The organism is Streptomyces sp. NBC_00289 (assembly GCF_041435115.1).
Taxonomy (GTDB): Bacteria; Actinomycetota; Actinomycetes; order Streptomycetales; family Streptomycetaceae; genus Streptomyces.
Window position 1 is genome coordinate 94,114 of the sequence record NZ_CP108048.1, and the last position, 16,538, is coordinate 110,651.

The window sequence follows — 16,538 nt, forward strand, 5'->3', positions numbered from 1 at the left end:
TGCGGATATGTCGGGCATTTTTGGTACTCTGGGGGGTGGCGATTTCCCTGCTTCTGGTGGCACCAGCTTTTGTTGTTATTCCGCTGAGTTTCACCGGAAAAAGGTCACTTCAATTTCCTCCAGAGATCTGGTCACTTCGCTGGTATCGGGAGTTTCTCGATAATCCAGAATGGGGCAGATCACTCGCAACCTCCATCGAGCTTGCGCTCGCCGTTACCGCCATTGCAACAGTTATGGGCGTCTCGCTGGCGTTCGCACTGGACCGTGAGTTCGCCGGGAAGATCCTCCTGTGGGTGATCGTCTTGGCTCCACTGGCGATCCCACTAATTGCCTCGGCGGTCGGGATCTATGCGGTATACATTGAGTGGGGACTTGCCGGAACATTTCTAGGACTGATGCTTGCTCATTCCTGTCTCGCTACCCCGCTGGTCACGGTAACAGTATTCTCCGGCCTCATCGGCCTGGATAGGCAGCTCTTGCTAGCCGCAACAAGTCTTGGGGCAACCCCGTGGCGAGCCTTTAGGAAAGTCACGCTTCCGATCCTCCTGCCATCCGTTGCGGGCGGCGCCGTCCTGGCGTTTGCCACATCATTTGATGAGTTGGTTGTCTCGCTGCTCTTGCAGAATTCTGACGTTCGACCCTTGCCCGTGGTGATGTTCAGCAGCCTAAGCTTTAATATCGACCCGACCGTTGCAGTAGCTTCCACCTTCACGATGCTTATCACCATCTCGGCAGCCTTGGCAGTGGCCCTTGCTCGGAAGGTTACAAGATGATCAGTTCACCTGAGGTCGAGCATCAGGGTCGGCCAGTTGACGGCGTGGCGGCCTTGGAGCTGCGCGACATCAAGAAAGATTTTTCGGACACCCATGTGCTGCGGTCAATCAACCTGCGAGTTGACCGGGGGGAATTTGTGACTCTTCTCGGCCCAAGCGGCTCTGGGAAGACAACGACGCTTAATGTGATTGCGGGGTTCATCCTGCCAGATGCGGGAGGCGTCTTCGTCAATGGCATTCCTGTGCATAGCCTTCCCGCTCACCGCCGGAACATTGGCGTGGTGTTTCAGAACTATGCCCTATTCCCGCACATGACCGTGTTCGATAATATCGCATTTCCCTTGCGCCAGAGGAAGGTCGGCAGAGCAGAAACAAAGAAAAAAGTCGCGCGAGCGCTGGATCTTGTTCTCCTTCGCGGGCATGACAGTCGCTATCCACGTGAACTGTCAGGAGGTCAGCAGCAGCGGGTAGCCCTAGCCAGGGCTCTGGTGTTCTCCCCTCAGATCCTTCTGATGGACGAACCACTGGGTGCACTTGACAAGAGGCTTCGAGACCAGATGCAAATCGAGATCCGGCGAATTCACCACGACCTAGCTGTTACGGTCGTACACGTTACGCACGACCAAGAGGAAGCCCTTGCACTGTCCGACCGGATCGCAGTGCTGTCAGAGGGATCGATCGAGCAGCAGGGAACGCCGCGAGATCTGTATCAGCATCCGCGGAGTACATTTGTGGCCGAGTTTCTCGGCGAGGCAAATTGCTTCAACGGCGATCTGACAAGAAGCGGTGAATATGTCATCGTCAACGGAAGAGGCTTCGAGTTTCGAGCGCCCGCATTAATCGGTGACTTCCCAGCCCGGGGAACGCTGGTCGTGAGACCAGAACATCTGCGGCTTACACCCGGTGATGCAGGTTTCACTCAGTCAGAACCTCACGCTATGAACCATACCGAGGCCGTCGTCGCCGAGATCGCATATCTCGGCGCAAGCACCAAAATCAAGCTCATCTACCTCGATGGTAGAGCCGGCTACGCAAGAGACGACTGGGATCGAATCTCATGGATTCGGCGAGGCGAGCGAGTCACAGTCAGCTGGCAGGCCGACAGCGGAGTCATTGTCCCAGAGAAGGAGATGGACGCGCATGCCTAACATCACCCCTAAGCACGAAGAACAGCAGTGGCCGAGGCGCACGTTTCTGCGCCAAGCCGCCGGAGCGGTGACCGGCCTCAGCTTGATGAGCCTCGCTGGCTGCAGCGACAACGACGGGAACAGCACAGCCACCCAACCCGAATCCAGCGAGGCCACTTCGACGGGCACATTGCCGAACCTCACCGGGACGACGCTCACGTTCGCATCTTCAGGCGGGGCTTATCAACAGGCTGAGAACACGGCCTGGTGTAAGCCCTTCGCGGCGGCGACCGGAGCCACAATCCGGCAAGACGGTCCTGCATACGAGGACGCCAAAATCAAGGTCCAGATCGACAGCGGGAACGTAACATGGGACGTTGTGGACCAGACCACATGGTGGGCGCTGGCGCACGAAGACTGGCTCGAGCCGATCAATACGTCAGTGGTAGACATCAGCCAACTCGCGCCAGAATTTAGATCCCAGGCGACGAAGTTCGCGGTGCCAAATCTCGTGTACTCGATGATCCAAATGTACGACAACAAGTTTGCGGCAGACCCGCCGAAATCCTGGGTCGATTTCTTCGACTTGGAAAAGTACCCGGGCAAGCGTGGATTCCCCACCTATGCTGCGATCGCCCCGCTGGAAGTTGCCCTGCTCGGAACGGGAACTGCTCCAGATGAACTCTACCCAATGAACATCGACGAAGCACTGACTAAGCTCCAACCCCTCAAGGAGCACATTGTCTTCTATGACGACTTTGCCAAGTCGTCGCAGCAACTCGAGTCGAAACAGGTAGCACTGAGCCTGATCCCATCAGGCCGCGGATACGACGCGGTGAAGAATGGTGCCCAGTTTGGGGCGCAGTGGAACCAGAGCTTCACCTACACCATCTGCTCGCTCGCCCTAAAAGGAGGGAAAAACATTGATGCAGCCATGGAATTCATCAACTTCACCTTGACGCCTGAGGCGCAGGCGCCGATTCCTGAACTCATCGCCTATGGCATTGTCAATCCCAAGGCAGAGCCCAAGCTAGACAAGCTTCAAACGTCGTTTCTGCCGACCACGAAGGAGCATGCAGGCCAGGCGATCATTGCCGACCCGGAGTGGTGGTCAAAAAACTACGTTGCCGCGTTTGAGAAATATACGGCTTGGCAGGTCGGCTAGCGGATTCGCCGACTGATCTTAGGGCCATGAGACCTCGATCAGGAGAAGACTCGAATTCGGCAGGGCTGTAGAGCCGTCGAAAGCAAGGAATCGCAGTGACCAAGAGAATGCATCTCGGGGTCGTTCTCGTGAACGGCCCCACACAACACATCGTAGGTGAATGGTCACTTCCACGCCAGATCACTGGGCATGACTGGAGAAGCCCTGCTTTTTGGGAAGATATCGCACGCACCCTCGAACGGGGAAAATTCGACATGGTATTCCTTGGGGATACCATGGCGGCGAACGACAACTACGCTGGTTCCCCCGATGCGGCGATCAAGTACTCACTTCAGTTTCCAGCACACGACCCAATGCCACTCCTCCCCTACATGGCGGCTGTGACCAGTCGGATTGGCCTGGTGGCAACCGCGTCCACCACTTATACGCATCCCTACACGACCGCCCGCACGTTCGCGACACTCGCCAACCTGACCTCAGGCCGTGTCGGTTGGAATGCAGTCGCGAGCTCACACCGTGCAGAGAGTGAGAATTTCGGGCGCGATAGTGTCATGCCGAGCGCCGAGCGCTATGACAGAGCGGATGAGTATGTGGAAGTCTGCAAAAAGCTCTGGGAAAGCTGGGACCGAGGCGCCATGGTGCTGGACAAGGAGGAACGAATCTGGGGAGATCCCACCAAAATTCGACCGATCAACCATGAGGGTCGTTTCTTCAAAAGCAAGGGCCCTCTGAATGTATCGCCAGCCCCTGAAGGATCACCCGTGATTGCTGGAGCCGGGCAGTCCGACCGGGGCCTTGAATTTTGTGCACGCCACAGCGAGGTCGTTTTCGCGATCCAGTTCACCGGCGATGCCATGAGAAGGCAACGAGAAAAGTTCAGGGAGAAACTGGTAGCGCAAGGGCGCGACCCGAACAGTGTGAGTATCTTGTGGGGTGTTCTCCCGATCATCGGCGAGACGTCAGAGGCGGCACACGCGAAAGAGCAAATGATCTTTAATTCGGTGCCAGCAGAAGGTGGTCTCGCCTTCATGTCGGCACATTTCGGAATTGACGGCTCGATCTTCGAGCTCGATGATCCGTTGGAAAGTGCTGGGACGGATACCGGAAGTCGAGGACTGTTGGATACCCTTGCGAAGAATTACGGTCGCGCGGTGACCGTCGGCGAAGCCGGAAAGCTCTATGGCTGCGGCATCAGTCCACATGTAGTCGGAACTGCCGAGCAAGTCGCCGACCAGCTGGAGCACCTCTACGATGAGGCAGGCGGTGACGGATTTCTGTTGATGACACACTACCTCCCCGGGTCGCTCCACGAGTTCGTAGAACTCGTAATTCCCGTCCTTCAAGATCGCGGTCGGTTCCGGCAAGAATACAAAGGATCCACTCTTCGCGAACATCTCTCTGACGATTGACCTGTGGGTTATTGAGGTGAATCGGGTGTTGTCAGGTTGAGTGGGGGCCTTCTCGGCTTGCGTGATCATCCGTCTCAAATCTCACAGACCGTCAGTAACTTGCCGTCACCTACAGGGCGCCGACCTGCGGTACCGCCGAAGTCCGGCTGTAGTACCGGCAGCAGGACATCACTGATGGATTCTACCTGCGAAGCATACCTATGTCCGATTTTCCCGCATCTGGGAGCCTTTTTCACGTGTAGATCATGAGGGTGAGGATCGCGGCAGCTACTGACGTGAGTCTGTTCGGACTGACGCGGGCATGCCGGAAGATCCGCCACTGCTTGATCCGGGAGATGGTTCGCTCGACGGGAGCACGCAGTGCGGCGTGGACCTTGTTCGACGTCTTGTGCTTGTCGGGCAGTTCGGTTCCGGGCCGTCGTTTGATCGGGGTGATCACAGTGCCGCCGGTCCCGACGTACCCTTTGTCCGCGAGGATCTCGAGGTCCAGTCGCGCGCAGGTGTCGACGATGGCGTGCTCGCGGGCGGCCGTCACATCGTGGGTGCCGCCCGGAAGGGCGGGTGACATCCACAGCAGTTTGCCCTCTTCTGCCGCAATGACCTGCAGATTCACGCCCTCGCGGCGGACCTTGCCGGAGAAGTGCCCCGGCGCCTGGACCCGGTCGGTCTCCGCGACGGTGCCATCCAGCAGCACGTAGCCGTCCGTGTGATGACTGGTGAGCGCCTCGGTCAACGACGGCGCGTGCTCCGCAAGTTGCCCGATCGTGTGGTTCACGTAGCGCCAGGCGGTGGCCGTGCTGATGCCGAAGCCTGCGGCGATCTGTTCGAGGGTGTCGTGCTTGCGCAGGTAGACCAGGGTGCACCGGGCCCGGTCGTACGGACGCAGTCTGCAGCGCCGGCCGGCTTCACAGGACGCGATCACCATCGTGACCAGCTCCAGGAGCTCCGGATCGACATCGCATCCGGCAGGATAGGAGAACACGGGGCATCTCCGCAGGTGAAGGTTATGTCTGGCGACTCTCCAAACCAACGGGATGCCCCGTTCGGCACGCCACCGTCAACACTTCACCGACGCTCACCCGCAGGCCGTACAAGTGAAAAAGGCTCTGGGTATTGATTGCTCAGGGTCATCTGTACCCTCTGGGGTGTGCTGGAAGTAGCCAGAAAAAGCATTCCGGCCCCCTCCCGCCAGGCAGTGATCCCGATGACGACCACCACGATCTCCCCCACTCGGCAGCCGCGCCGGTCGCTGCATGCCATGCCAGCCGGTGACCACGTGTTCGGCCTGCCGCTGGAACACGGGCCGCTTGCACCCGCCACCGCCCGCCACGAAGCCCGCCCGATCCTGGCCGGCTGGGGACTCGACGAAGACTAGATCTACGACACCCTCCTGATCATCTCCGAACTGGTCACCAACGCTGTGACCCACGCCCTGCCGACCGTCGTCCTGCACCTGCACGCCGCAGCGGACCGCTCCGGCTGTGTCCAGGTCCACGTCGGCGACGGCGGCCCCCAGCCCGCCTCAGCCGCCACCAGCTGGGCCGCCACCCGCGCCGACGACGAACACGGCCGCGGCGACATGATTATCACCGCACTCGCCGACCACACCGGGAACCAACTCCGATACCGACGGACTCATCGACCACTGGGCCAACCTCGACGCCGCCTAACCCGTCCAGCATTTGAAAGAACCAGAACCAGCACAGGCTGACCCGCCCTCAAGGATCCTCACGGAGATGACCGTGCGAGCAAACGAAACCCTGGAGCAGGCGGCACGTCGTGACAGCCGGACCGAGGAGTGTGATCCCGCCGGTGCCGTGCGCATGACTGCGACCAACAATGACCGTCAGGCCCACCGCATGCCCCACCCGAGCGCCGAACCCCCGTGCCCTGACCCGCCCGACCTGCTGCGCTCCGTCTTCCGCCGACACGCGGCCGGCGTCGCCGTCATCACCGCCCACGGCGACCGGGGCCCCGTCGGATTCACGGCCACCTCGCTCACCTCGGTCGCCGCCCAACCGCCCCTGATCTCGTTCGGCATCGGCACCCGCTCCTCCAGCTGGCCGGCCGTGTCCCGGGCCGAATACGTCGGCGTGCACATACTCAGCGAGCACCAGAGCGACCTGGCCGCCACCTTCGCCCGCAGCGGCACCGACCGTTTCGCCCTCCCCACTCACTGGCGCCGGGGACCACAGGGCGTACCAGTACTGGACGACGTCCTCGCCTGGCTGGTGTGCCATATCGTGCAGCACATACCGGCAGGCGACCACTGCATCGTCATCGCCGAAACCGTCTCCGGCGAGGCGACTGGAAACAGCCGCCCACTACTCCACCACCAAGGACGCTTCCACACTCTCAGCGACTACTGACTTCGGCTCGTAAGAGACGCCAGCTGAGTGAGTCCGTTGTCGAGACGGAGTGTGTGCAGGAGTCGGCCGCGGGGGCGGTGTCGGACCAGCAGCTGATCGCGATGCTCGTGGACCGTGCACGTTCGGACGGGCTGCAACTGACCGGTGAGGGCGGGCTGTTGCAGCAGCTGACCAAGCGGGTGCTCGAGTCTGCTCTGGAGGGCGAGATCACCGACCACGTCGGGTATGAAAAGCACGACGCGGTGGGCAGGAACAGCGGGAACAGCCGCAACGGGACCCGGACGAAGACCGTGCTGACCGATGTCGGGCCCAGACCTCCGGAATCGGGTTCTTGATCACTGTTGAGTCGGGGTGAGGTGGTAGGTGATCGGGCGGGGGTCGCCGGGGAGGTGGGGTGGGGTCTGGTTGATTTCGTCGATCAGCAGGGTCAGGGCGTGGGTCAGGCGGGGGCTGCCGGGTGGGTCGAGGGTGACGGTGATCTTCTTCGGCTGGTAGTCGAGGGTGCCGTGGAGGTGGAAGAGGCTGCGGGTCAGGGTCCCAGACCTCCGGAATCGGGTTCTTGATCACTGTTGAGTCGGGGTGAGGTGGTAGGTGATCGGGCGGGGGTCGCCGGGGAGGTGGGGTGGGGTCTGGTTGATTTCGTCGATCAGCAGGGTCAGGGCGTGGGTCAGGCGGGGGCTGCCGGGTGGGTCGAGGGTGACGGTGATCTTCTTCGGCTGGTAGTCGAGGGTGCCGTGGAGGTGGAAGAGGCTGCGGGTCAGGGTCCCAGACCTCCGGTAGTGACCTGTGGATAACCTCGCTGACCTGCGTGCTTTCTGCGGTGCTGATTGTGTGAAAGTTGTTGAGATGGCTGGCGAATGGATAGGGTCTCCTGGTGACCGAGACCATCGTGCTGGAGCTTCCGGGGATGCCGGAACCCTCTGTGCTGCGCCGGGTTGAGGTCGATGGGAAGTGCCTGGTCAGCCGCGGTGTGTCGGTGTTGTTCGTGTATGACGCGGCGGATCGCGGGATGCGTAATCTCGCGGTGGTGGCCGTCACTGATGCGGGCGTCGCGGTTCAGGAAGCGGCCACCGCCTTCGGGTTGACCCCGCAGTACGTGTCGATGCTTCGCGGGCGGGCCCGCCGGGATGGCTCGGCCGGCCTGGTCAAGCCGATGGGGCGGCGCCCGAAGCTGTCTCCGCGTCAAGTGGAGCAGGCCCGGCGGTGGGCCGGTCAGGGATGGTCTCAGGAACAGATCGCGGCGCGGTTGGGCATCCACCGCTCCCAGATCAGCCTGCTGCTCGCCAGGCATGGCGCGATAGCGCCACAACCTGAACTCCAGCTGCCTGCCGAGGGAGCGGAGCAGCCCGGGCCGGCCGGGGACGCTGCTCCAGAGCTGGAGGGTGTGCGGGCTGGGCAGGTCCGCTCGCGGTATGCAGGGGCGATGCTGGGGCATGCGTTCCTGGCCCGCTCCGGAGTGCCGGATACCTTCGCCTCGTTGCGGACGACCTCGTCGCGCGAGGCTGATGACGCCGCGTTGTTGTGCGCGGTGACGTTGGCGTTCGGGCTGGGGATCTCCTCGCTCGAAGGGGCGAAACTGCTGGACCGGCGGGAGGCCGGCGCGCTGGCGGGCCTGGCCCGCCTCCCGGAGTTGCGCACGCTGCGCCCGCAGCTGGCGGCGATCGCCGATGCGTGCGATCCCCTGGCGGTGCAGCGGCAGCTGGCCGCGGCGATGCTGGCCGTGGACGCGCCCGCGCTGGGCGTGTACTACGTGGACGATCACTTCGTGCCCTATGCCGGGGCCCGCCCGGTGGGCCGGGGCTGGAACAACAAACGCAAGCAGGCCCAGAAGGGCCACGGTGACACGCTCGTCACCGACTACCGGGGCCGCGCGGTGGCGTTCCTCACCGGCGAGCCCTCGGGGCTGACCCGGACCCTGCCCGAGGCACTGGAACAACTGCGGGCCATCACCGGCCCCGCGGCGAAACTGATGCTCGGCTTCGACCGCGGCGGCGCCTACGCGAGCGTGTTCAACGTCTGCCGGTCCTTCGAGACCGACTGGATCACCTACCGGCGCGGCAAACTGAAGATCTCCCTCATCAAGCCCACCGCCCACCCCTACCCTTCCCCCGGAGCCGGAGCCGGAGCCGGAGCCGGAGCCGGAGCCGGAGCCGGAGCCGGAGCCGGAGCCGGAGCCGGAGCCGGAGCCGAAGCCGGAGCCGAAGCCGGATCGGGCGAGGTGGTGTATCTGGCGGATGAGCTGGTGGAGTTCGACGGCTACGGAGTGTGCCGGCAGCTTTCCCTGTTCGAGGACGGGGTGCTGCGACTGCAGGTGCTGACCAGTGACATGACCGCGGGCGCCGCGTCGCTGCTTGCCTGGCTGCGCTCGCGCTGGCGGATCGAGAACGCCATCAAGGACCTGGCCCGCCTGCACGGCATCGACTGGCTGTGCGACTACCGCATGACCGAAACCGATGACACCACACCGGTCGACAACCCCGCCCGCGCCGCCGCCCTGCAGACCGTCCGCGACCGGGAAAAGGACCTCGCCGCCGCCGAACGCCGCCTGGCCCGCCTCATCGAGTCCCCGCTCCGCCCCGTCGCGAAGATCAACCAGCAGATCCCCGCCGCCCGCACCGACGTGGACGAGGCCAAAAAGGCCCTGACCACCGCCAAGACCGAGCTGAAGCAGATCTCGGTCAAGATCCCCGCCAACCAGCTCCACCCCGGCCGGCAGCGTGCCCTGCCCGCGACCGGGCGGCGCACCCTCCAGATGGTGCTGCGGATGCTGGCCTACAACACCGAACTCTGGCTCGCCGACCGCCTCAACAACTACCTGCGCGACAACAACGAGTACCGGACCCTGACCCGCAGCCTCTTCCACCTCCACGGCACCCTCGACTACCAGCCGAAGAAGATCACCGTCACCCTCGACCCACCCGGCAGCCCCCGCCTGACCCACGCCCTGACCCTGCTGATCGACGAAATCAACCAGACCCCACCCCACCTCCCCGGCGACCCCCGCCCGATCACCTACCACCTCACCCCGACTCAACAGTGATCAAGAACCCGATTCCGGAGGTCTGGGTCCGGTACTCGTTGTTGTCGCGCAGGTAGTTGTTGAGGCGGTCGGCGAGCCAGAGTTCGGTGTTGTAGGCCAGCATCCGCAGCACCATCTGGAGGGTGCGCCGCCCGATCGCGGGCAGGGCACGCTGCCGGCCGGGGTGGAGCTGGTTGGCGGGGATCTTGACCGGGATCTGCTTCAGCTCGGTCTTGGCGGTGGTCAGGGCCTTTTTGGCCTCGTCCACGTCGGTGCGGGCGGCGGGGATCTGCTGGTTGATCTTCGCGACGGGGCGGAGCGGGGACTCGATGAGGCGGGCCAGGCGGCGTTCGGCGGCGGCGAGGTCCTTTTCCCGGTCGCGGACGGTCTGCAGGGCGGCGGCGCGGGCGGGGTTGTCGACCGGTGTGGTGTCATCGGTTTCGGTCATGCGGTAGTCGCACAGCCAGTCGATGCCGTGCAGGCGGGCCAGGTCCTTGATGGCGTTCTCGATCCGCCAGCGCGAGCGCAGCCAGGCAAGCAGCGACGCGGCGCCCGCGGTCATGTCACTGGTCAGCACCTGCAGTCGCAGCACCCCGTCCTCGAACAGGGAAAGCTGCCGGCACACTCCGTAGCCGTCGAACTCCACCAGCTCATCCGCCAGATACACCACCTCGCCCGATCCGGCTTCGGCTCCGGCTTCGGCTTCGGCTCCGGCTCCCGGCACCCGCGCGATCCTGGCCGCCGCCTTCGGTCCGAATCCGATGGTGAACTCACCTACGCCGGCCGCCTGCTGGGCGCCCTGGACCGCTCCATGCTGCTGCTGGCCGATGCCGCCTTCGACGCCAACGAGTTCCTGCGCGACGTGCAGGCCAGCGGTGCACAGTTCCTCATTCGTTCCTCCGCGTGCGGGTCATCGAAGCCCAGATCACCGTGCGCCTGGCCGACGGAACGGTCCGCCACGAGCAGTGGCGCCTGCTCACAAGCCTGCTCGACCCCATCCGCTACCCGGCTGACGAGTTGGTACGGCTCTACCATGATCGGGGGCAGGCGGAGACGACGTATTTCTCGATCAAGGCCACGATGCTGGACGGCCGTGTCCTGCGCTCCCGCAGCCTGCCCGGCCTCGACCAGGAGGTCTACGCCCTGCTCACCACCTACCAGGCACTCATCCGCACCGCTTCGGACGCGGCCGGCACCCGCCGGGTCTGGACATGGACCGGATCAGCTTCACCGTCCTGCTCCAGAGCGCCGCCGACCAGGTGATCACCGCGGGCAACATCCTCACCCACGGTCCGGCCGACCTGGTCGGCGCGATCGGACGGGCCGTCCTGGACGCACTCCTGCCCGCCTGGCGCCGTCCCCGAATCAAGGCCCGCACCCGCAAGAGCCCCACCAGCAAGTACGGCCCGAACGCCGGACAACACCCCACGACCAGCCAGAACTACACCTTCCACGCCGACGTCATGTTCCTCGAACACGGACTTGCATCCCGCCCGCGACGATAAACGCAACGGTGTTGGCGTTGTGTGGAGTACGTGATCATCGACAGCAGCCAGGAGGCCGCATCGTCCGCGGTGCCCGGGGCGGGGTGCCGCATCCCCGAGCGGCACAGTGCGGGCGGTGCTGTTCGACGCGAAGATGCTGCGGCTGTAGATACCAGCCTGATCGATGTGCGTTTTCGGGACCCTCTGGGGTGCTCGCGTCAGGTCCCGTGGCTTGAGGCTGCTCAGGACGTCGTTCTTCGAGGAGAGTCCTGCGGTACGGCCTTTAAAGGGCGCTGGAGCAACGGGAGGAGTACCACGCACGTTTCGTGGTGCTTAAAACCCCCGCCATGGACACCATCTCCACCGCGGTACGCCGCCTGCAGCTGCTCAACCGTGGCCAGCAGGGCGGAGCCAGACGCGGCCTGATCATCTCCGGGCCAGCCACCACCGAGAAGACCAACTCGCCGACCGGCGCCGCCACCCGAACCAGGACCGGCGTCTGCCGGTCCTGTTCATCACCGTGCCGCCGTCCTCCACCCCGAAGATGCTCATCAGCGAGTTCGCCCGCTTCCTCGGCCTGCCGATGCTGGAGCGGATGAACCAAATCCAGATCACCAACGCCGTATGCGAGCTGCTGTGCGAGATGGGCACCCAGCTGGTCCTGGTCGACGACGTACATTTTCGTTGAGAAGCGTCACTGCAGGTAGCCGTGCATATTCACGAACGCCCCTTGGCTTCCTGAGCTGTTAGTGCAGATTTTCGTTCCAGCAGGAAAAGCCTTCCCGACTCCCAGATGTTCCGAAACCGTCTCGTCCTGATTGCCGGCCGCAGTGGAGATCAGGCCGCTTTCCTCGGATCCGCAGATGCGCACATTTACTCCTGAAATCTGCCCATTGAAGGGGGCGACGTGAGAAGTTACATCGGTTACCACTAGCTTTGACCCTGTCGGCACCACGTAGATTTGCTTCTCCGAGCCAGGAGAGACGCTGAATACGTGAACAGCCTTCGCCTCATCTGCTGAACTGGTCAAAAGCCTGTGCGCACTCGTGACGTTGGCATTGAAACCGTTCGCGCCCTGGATCGTGAAGAATGTGGCGGCCGTAGCAGCGGTCGGGGCAAGTAGCAACCCGGCCACCAGTCCGACCATCGCCATTCGAGAGGACTGAAAATTGACTTTGCGCATCTTTTTTCCTTTGCACGCTAGTGGCTTTAAAAGAGTAGACGTTCACGGGGAACGGAAAGGGGTGGGTAATGTTTGCTCATTTTCCCGAACCGTGGCAGGGGCGTTGTCGGGGGTGGAGGCGTCTGGCGGTGTGTCAGGACGTGGTCGAGGCGGCAGTCGGCTCTCGGTCAGGCCGCGGCGGCCGGTGATCTGGTCTCGGATGGAGAAGCGGACAGTCATCTACGGACTGTCGTGCCGGTGCCCGGCAGTGATCAGCAGCGACAGTGGCCTTTGCCCCTGCTCGGTCGCGAGGTGGATCTTTGTAGTCAGGCCGGCTCGGGAGCGTCCGAGGCCATGGTCGTCCGGCTCGGTGTCGATCCCGCCGGGCGGCTCGCGCTGCAGATCCCTTTTTTACGCGCACCGGAGGCGTGCTGTGGGCACGGCAGACAGTCGAATCCACGCTCACATCCCCAGGTGATCAGACCCTGCGCGTCGGCCTGGGCATGTAGTTGCTCCAGGATCCGCCTCCAGGTGCCGTCGAGCTGCCACCGCGCTTTCCCCCCAGCACCCGGACGCTGAGATCATCCTCAGCTTCCCCGGCCTCGGCACCAGTCGGAGCCCGGGTGCTCGCCGAGATCGGAGACGACCGCATCCGCCGACGCCCGCGGCCTGAAGGCATACGCCGGCGGGTCGAGTCCTGCGAGGCTGCTGGTGTGGCATCGGTTCGAGTTTGTCGTGCCACCAGGCCAGCCGGAAGATGTTGAGGGCGACGGCGGCACTATAGACGTGTTCGAGGTGGGTCTCGGCACGTCCTCGGTAGCGGGCGCGTCGGTATCGGTCAATCTGATCTGAGCAATTTTTACTCGCCTATTATCGTGTCGTCATTGAGACGATCGAGCGGCAATCGATCTTTCGCATATTCTGAAGCCCCTATCGCCATCAGTGCAACCGATGCGACCGCAACCCTCTATATTAACGTCTGCGACTGAGCCCAAATGACTCATGAAAGTGGAAATGAGCGCATGAAGTATAAAATACGCAGGAAGTCGACTATCGCGGCTGGTTCGCTTGCGGTAGCACTTACAGGTCTCATCTGGTCCCCTGGGACTGCTTTTGCGCTCCAAAGTGGCACATTCTGTGGTAACTGGAGTGCGAGCTCTGGCCCCGGCTTTGCTGTCATGTATAGAACGCTCAGGTACCATGGTCCGTCCGATTACGTACGTTCGGAACACGGTGTCCACCATGACCGCGACCGTCACACAGAGGCTTACTGTCCCAAATGCTCCAGTAACTGGTTGCGTTTCTCTGAGTGTCCCGAAGGGCAGCTCGCCGACAGCCTGTATCGGGCCGTTCACTAACCCCTCCGGCGGGCAGTTTGCGAACAACAGTCAAATCACCCTGAGTAACGGCACATATTTTACCGCAGGCTCACCTGTGGCTTGATGCTAAAAGCAGCTGAACCGTCGCAGCATGTCCTGATTCCCGTAGAGTGGGTCGCCTTTGACTTGCACCCGGGCGGAGTGACGCCAAAATGTAGGGGCACATTCCAGCGAACGTTGCAATACATGATCACTTCAGTGTTGCGACGAGCTTAGCCTCGATCGTTCATGAGTCCTCGTCGATTTGTTGACGGGGACTCTGCGTTTGTGTGGTGGGGTCTTTTCGGGGCTGGGGCAGGCCGAGGGCCCGGCTCTCGCGTCGGGTGGGCGCCGGGTTCCACTTCACCGGTGTGGTGGTGCGTGTTGTCGGGACGGGCGATGTGGCTGGTCAACCGGGGTTCGGCAGGGCGTGGAGCCTGACGATCACATGGCTGATGACAGCGGTCCAAGGCCTCGGGCGTACGGGTGTGGTCTGCCGCGCTGGCAGGTGGGGCAGGTGATCCTTGCGCGCGAACGGCTCGAACACCTCCGCCGCGAACGCCTCCAACTCACCACGCACCACAGCAATCCCGTCCGGAGTCACACGCCCTCAACGCAACACCCGGCCCAAAGGACACGCACCACAAAAACCGACCTGATCAAGCCCTAGCTAGGAGAAAACATGAACCTCGCGTGGCTGTCCCGTTCCCGCGGCGCCGTCGTTACCGGAGTTATAGTCATGGCAACACTGGCTGGGACTGGCGCATGTAGCAGCAACCTACCCGACACTGACGCAGTGGGTCACAAGGAAACACGAGCCGCGAAACTCACCCGTACTGAAAAGCAGCGGCTGAACTGGGTGAACATAGCACTGGATAGCCCTGAATCTGAGCACCTTTTTCCCCAAGCTCGCAAGCTCGGGATGCTGGCTGGTGTGAACCGGCAAGGACCATTGCGCGCAAAATACCACAGCCAACTCCAGCCAGGCGAGACGGTAGAAGTCGATCTCGCCTGTACTGGTGGTAGAACCGCCTCGCTCACCGTCACGTCCAGCCACCGCAGCAAAACCATCATAGACACGTGTCCCAACGACACCGCCTCGGTAGAGCCACACTTTTTCACTGCGATGGGAAGTGTTATAGACGTTTTTATCACAGGGCGCAGCGGGGGCGCCGTTGCAGCCATCACCCATCAGATCAATACAGCCACCGCCCCTGCCCAAGACCGAATGATGGCTAGTCAAGCACAGGCTACACTGTTCGACGATGGTGAAAAAGAATATATAGGCGGAGGAATCCTTGGTGTGCGCGAGCTCACAGACCTCTCCCCGATAACCGTCAAGAAGAGGCAAGCAATTAAAATTCAGGCTGCATGCAAAGGCGTCGGATCGGTCACCATCTCGGCTGTTTCCGGAAAGGCCATGGCCAGCAAGAAGTACCCCTGTTGGAATGATGGATCCATTGCAACGGCGGACTTCGGGATTACGTCTGACAGCCGAGCTCTCGAAGTGCGTTTCGAAGCAGATAAGGGCACCACCGGCGGGATCGCATACGGTATCTACGCGGAGCAGCCGTAGTCAGCCTCGATCCGTCGTGAGCTCCAGTGGCCAATCGGGGGGTGGTTCTCTCCGAGTGCGTGTCGCTGCGGGCTCCATCAGGGGTCCAGTCACCAGGTAGTGGATGCGCCGTTTCCTGCTCCCTCAGGCGGACACGCTCACTGAGCCTCTTCAGCGGCCACTCCCCAAGGTGAATGGGTGCCGAAGGTTGACCGCGGCACGGCCTGCAGTGATCGGCAACTTTGCGGAGACGGCCGTCACCCGATCGGTGCCAAGCTGAACAAGCTCACTGATCGCAAGACCGCTTTCCGCGTCGGGCCTGCAACACGCCCTGCCCGACCGAGGCATACGTCGCAAACACCGTCACCAGATCCGGCCCCGCCGTCCACGCCACCAACTCGCCGGGATCCGTCGTACACGGCACACCCTGACTCTCCTCAGCACGCAGAGAACACACCCCAACCATCGCCCCACGCCGACCACCACCACGCCACGCGCCGGCCATCTGCACCAGCAGATCCAACGTCGGCACCAAAACCAGCACCCGGCGCGCCGAAAGACGGTTCGCAGACTCCACACCGATCAGCGTCTTACCGGACCCAGTCGCAGCAATTACCTGCGCCCGCAACCCCTCCGGCGGCTCAGAGAGAACCCTCAGAACCGAATCAACGGCCTCAACCTGATGCGGACGCAACGTCACAGGTGACATTCTTTACTCCTTCTCTCGCTTCTTTCCACGAGGCGAATCGAGGGCTGCTCAGTTCAAGGAACTCAGATACTGGAATCCATCCAGTCCCTCACCGCTCCGACCCAAAATTACCTGGAGAGGTACCTACCTAACATCCCAGACTCTATCTACCCAGCAGAAGTGACGCACGCCGTTTGTTCTGGAAGTGTGGAGATGTGATGAGTCGACCTAGAGTCAGCGGTCAGAGATACGAGCGAGCCCCTCTCCTTACTGCCGCCTTTTTGGGCCGCCCGGAGGGTGCGTCAGGTCCCGTACTGGACTGCGGAGCAGGCCGGTACGGGACTGATCCGGCGTCAGCCGGATCGCCGTATCGCGGAGCGATACGGCCAGGCAGAACGGAGTTCCGCCCTCCCGCGCGGAGCGCGGGAA

Annotated in this window: 16 protein-coding genes and 2 pseudogenes; 13 read left to right on the forward strand and 5 right to left on the reverse strand. The window is 62.5% G+C overall.

What is annotated here, in order from left to right:
* The first annotated feature begins 35 nt into the window (after positions 1-35).
* The 4 genes from OG985_RS49935 to OG985_RS49950 all read left to right on the forward strand — a co-directional run bounded on the left by OG985_RS49935 (position 36) and on the right by OG985_RS49950 (position 4,474).
* A complete protein-coding gene (locus tag OG985_RS49935) occupies positions 36-773 on the forward strand; it encodes an ABC transporter permease (protein ID WP_371674793.1) in 738 nt (245 codons plus the stop codon).
* On the forward strand, positions 770-1,921 hold the full coding sequence (locus tag OG985_RS49940) for an ABC transporter ATP-binding protein (protein WP_331718649.1): 1,152 nt from the start codon (positions 770-772) through the stop codon (positions 1,919-1,921). Before OG985_RS49935 ends, OG985_RS49940 begins: the two co-directional genes overlap by 4 nt.
* Complete coding sequence (locus OG985_RS49945) at positions 1,914-3,065, forward strand: extracellular solute-binding protein (RefSeq protein WP_331718650.1); 1,152 nt, start codon at positions 1,914-1,916, stop codon at positions 3,063-3,065. Before OG985_RS49940 ends, OG985_RS49945 begins: the two co-directional genes overlap by 8 nt.
* 95 nt (positions 3,066-3,160) lie before the next feature.
* On the forward strand, positions 3,161-4,474 hold the full coding sequence (locus tag OG985_RS49950; protein ID WP_371674794.1) for an NtaA/DmoA family FMN-dependent monooxygenase: 1,314 nt from the start codon (positions 3,161-3,163) through the stop codon (positions 4,472-4,474).
* A gap of 232 nt (positions 4,475-4,706) precedes the next feature.
* Here OG985_RS49950 and OG985_RS49955 read toward each other — a convergent pair whose 3' ends face one another.
* Complete coding sequence (locus OG985_RS49955) at positions 4,707-5,456, reverse strand: transposase family protein (RefSeq protein ID WP_331718638.1); 750 nt, start codon at positions 5,454-5,456, stop codon at positions 4,707-4,709.
* A gap of 165 nt (positions 5,457-5,621) precedes the next feature.
* Between OG985_RS49955 and OG985_RS49960 the strand changes: the two genes are divergently transcribed.
* The 5 genes and pseudogenes from OG985_RS49960 to OG985_RS49980 all read left to right on the forward strand — a co-directional run bounded on the left by OG985_RS49960 (position 5,622) and on the right by OG985_RS49980 (position 9,883).
* On the forward strand, positions 5,622-5,849 hold the full coding sequence (locus OG985_RS49960; protein WP_371674795.1) for a hypothetical protein: 228 nt from the start codon (positions 5,622-5,624) through the stop codon (positions 5,847-5,849).
* A 45-nt stretch (positions 5,850-5,894) separates the two neighbouring features.
* Entirely contained in the window at positions 5,895-6,185 is a 291-nt protein-coding gene (locus tag OG985_RS49965) for a hypothetical protein (RefSeq protein ID WP_371674796.1), read from the forward strand.
* A 148-nt stretch (positions 6,186-6,333) separates the two neighbouring features.
* Entirely contained in the window at positions 6,334-6,843 is a 510-nt protein-coding gene (locus tag OG985_RS49970; RefSeq protein WP_331718668.1) for a flavin reductase family protein, read from the forward strand.
* 101 nt (positions 6,844-6,944) lie between these two features.
* Positions 6,945-7,154 (forward strand): annotated as a pseudogene (locus tag OG985_RS49975) (transposase); the annotation flags it as partial.
* A gap of 563 nt (positions 7,155-7,717) precedes the next feature.
* Entirely contained in the window at positions 7,718-9,883 is a 2,166-nt protein-coding gene (locus tag OG985_RS49980; protein WP_331718653.1) for a putative transposase, read from the forward strand.
* On the opposite strand, the gene OG985_RS49985 is transcribed toward OG985_RS49980, so the two are convergent.
* Positions 9,864-10,586 carry a putative transposase gene (locus OG985_RS49985; protein ID WP_331718654.1) on the reverse strand — a complete coding sequence of 241 codons (723 nt, stop codon included), beginning with the start codon at positions 10,584-10,586 and terminating at the stop codon, positions 9,864-9,866. The genes OG985_RS49980 and OG985_RS49985 overlap by 20 nt on opposite strands.
* 179 nt (positions 10,587-10,765) lie before the next feature.
* On the opposite strand from OG985_RS49985, the gene OG985_RS49990 reads away from it, so the two are divergent.
* From OG985_RS49990 to OG985_RS50000, 3 genes are all read left to right on the forward strand, one after another.
* On the forward strand, positions 10,766-11,125 hold the full coding sequence (locus OG985_RS49990; protein WP_331718655.1) for a hypothetical protein: 360 nt from the start codon (positions 10,766-10,768) through the stop codon (positions 11,123-11,125).
* Positions 11,074-11,367, forward strand: a complete 294-nt coding sequence (locus OG985_RS49995) for a hypothetical protein (RefSeq protein ID WP_331718656.1) — start codon at positions 11,074-11,076, stop codon at positions 11,365-11,367. Before OG985_RS49990 ends, OG985_RS49995 begins: the two co-directional genes overlap by 52 nt.
* Before the next feature lie 499 nt (positions 11,368-11,866).
* Positions 11,867-12,034: a hypothetical protein gene (locus OG985_RS50000; protein ID WP_331718657.1), complete on the forward strand. Its 168-nt coding sequence runs from the start codon at positions 11,867-11,869 to the stop codon at positions 12,032-12,034.
* 6 nt (positions 12,035-12,040) lie between these two features.
* Here the strand turns inward: OG985_RS50000 and OG985_RS50005 are convergent, their stop codons facing one another.
* Together OG985_RS50005 and OG985_RS50010 are read right to left on the reverse strand one after the other, a co-directional pair.
* Complete coding sequence (locus OG985_RS50005) at positions 12,041-12,529, reverse strand: hypothetical protein (protein ID WP_331718658.1); 489 nt, start codon at positions 12,527-12,529, stop codon at positions 12,041-12,043.
* Positions 12,530-12,751: 222 nt separating this feature from the next.
* Positions 12,752-12,859 (reverse strand): annotated as a pseudogene (locus OG985_RS50010) (IS5/IS1182 family transposase); the annotation flags it as partial.
* Between the two features lie 1,803 nt (positions 12,860-14,662).
* Here OG985_RS50010 and OG985_RS50015 point away from each other — a divergent pair.
* Complete coding sequence (locus OG985_RS50015) at positions 14,663-15,442, forward strand: hypothetical protein (RefSeq protein WP_331718660.1); 780 nt, start codon at positions 14,663-14,665, stop codon at positions 15,440-15,442.
* A gap of 265 nt (positions 15,443-15,707) precedes the next feature.
* Here OG985_RS50015 and OG985_RS50020 read toward each other — a convergent pair whose 3' ends face one another.
* Complete coding sequence (locus OG985_RS50020; RefSeq protein WP_371674797.1) at positions 15,708-16,130, reverse strand: DEAD/DEAH box helicase family protein; 423 nt, start codon at positions 16,128-16,130, stop codon at positions 15,708-15,710.
* Between the last annotated feature and the right edge of the window lie 408 nt (positions 16,131-16,538).

Bases quoted from the DNA above. Each gene is read 5' to 3' on its own strand.
- OG985_RS49940 (WP_331718649.1), top strand. From the start codon at position 770: ATGATCAGTTCACCTGAGGTCGAGCATCAGGGTCGGCCAGTTGACGGC.
- OG985_RS49945 (WP_331718650.1), top strand. From the start codon at position 1,914: ATGCCTAACATCACCCCTAAGCACGAAGAACAGCAGTGGCCGAGGCGC.
- OG985_RS49970 (WP_331718668.1), top strand. From the start codon at position 6,334: ATGCCCCACCCGAGCGCCGAACCCCCGTGCCCTGACCCGCCCGACCTG.
- OG985_RS49995 (WP_331718656.1), top strand. From the start codon at position 11,074: ATGGACCGGATCAGCTTCACCGTCCTGCTCCAGAGCGCCGCCGACCAG.
- OG985_RS50005 (WP_331718658.1), bottom strand. From the start codon at position 12,529: ATGCGCAAAGTCAATTTTCAGTCCTCTCGAATGGCGATGGTCGGACTG.
- OG985_RS50020 (WP_371674797.1), bottom strand. From the start codon at position 16,130: ATGTCACCTGTGACGTTGCGTCCGCATCAGGTTGAGGCCGTTGATTCG.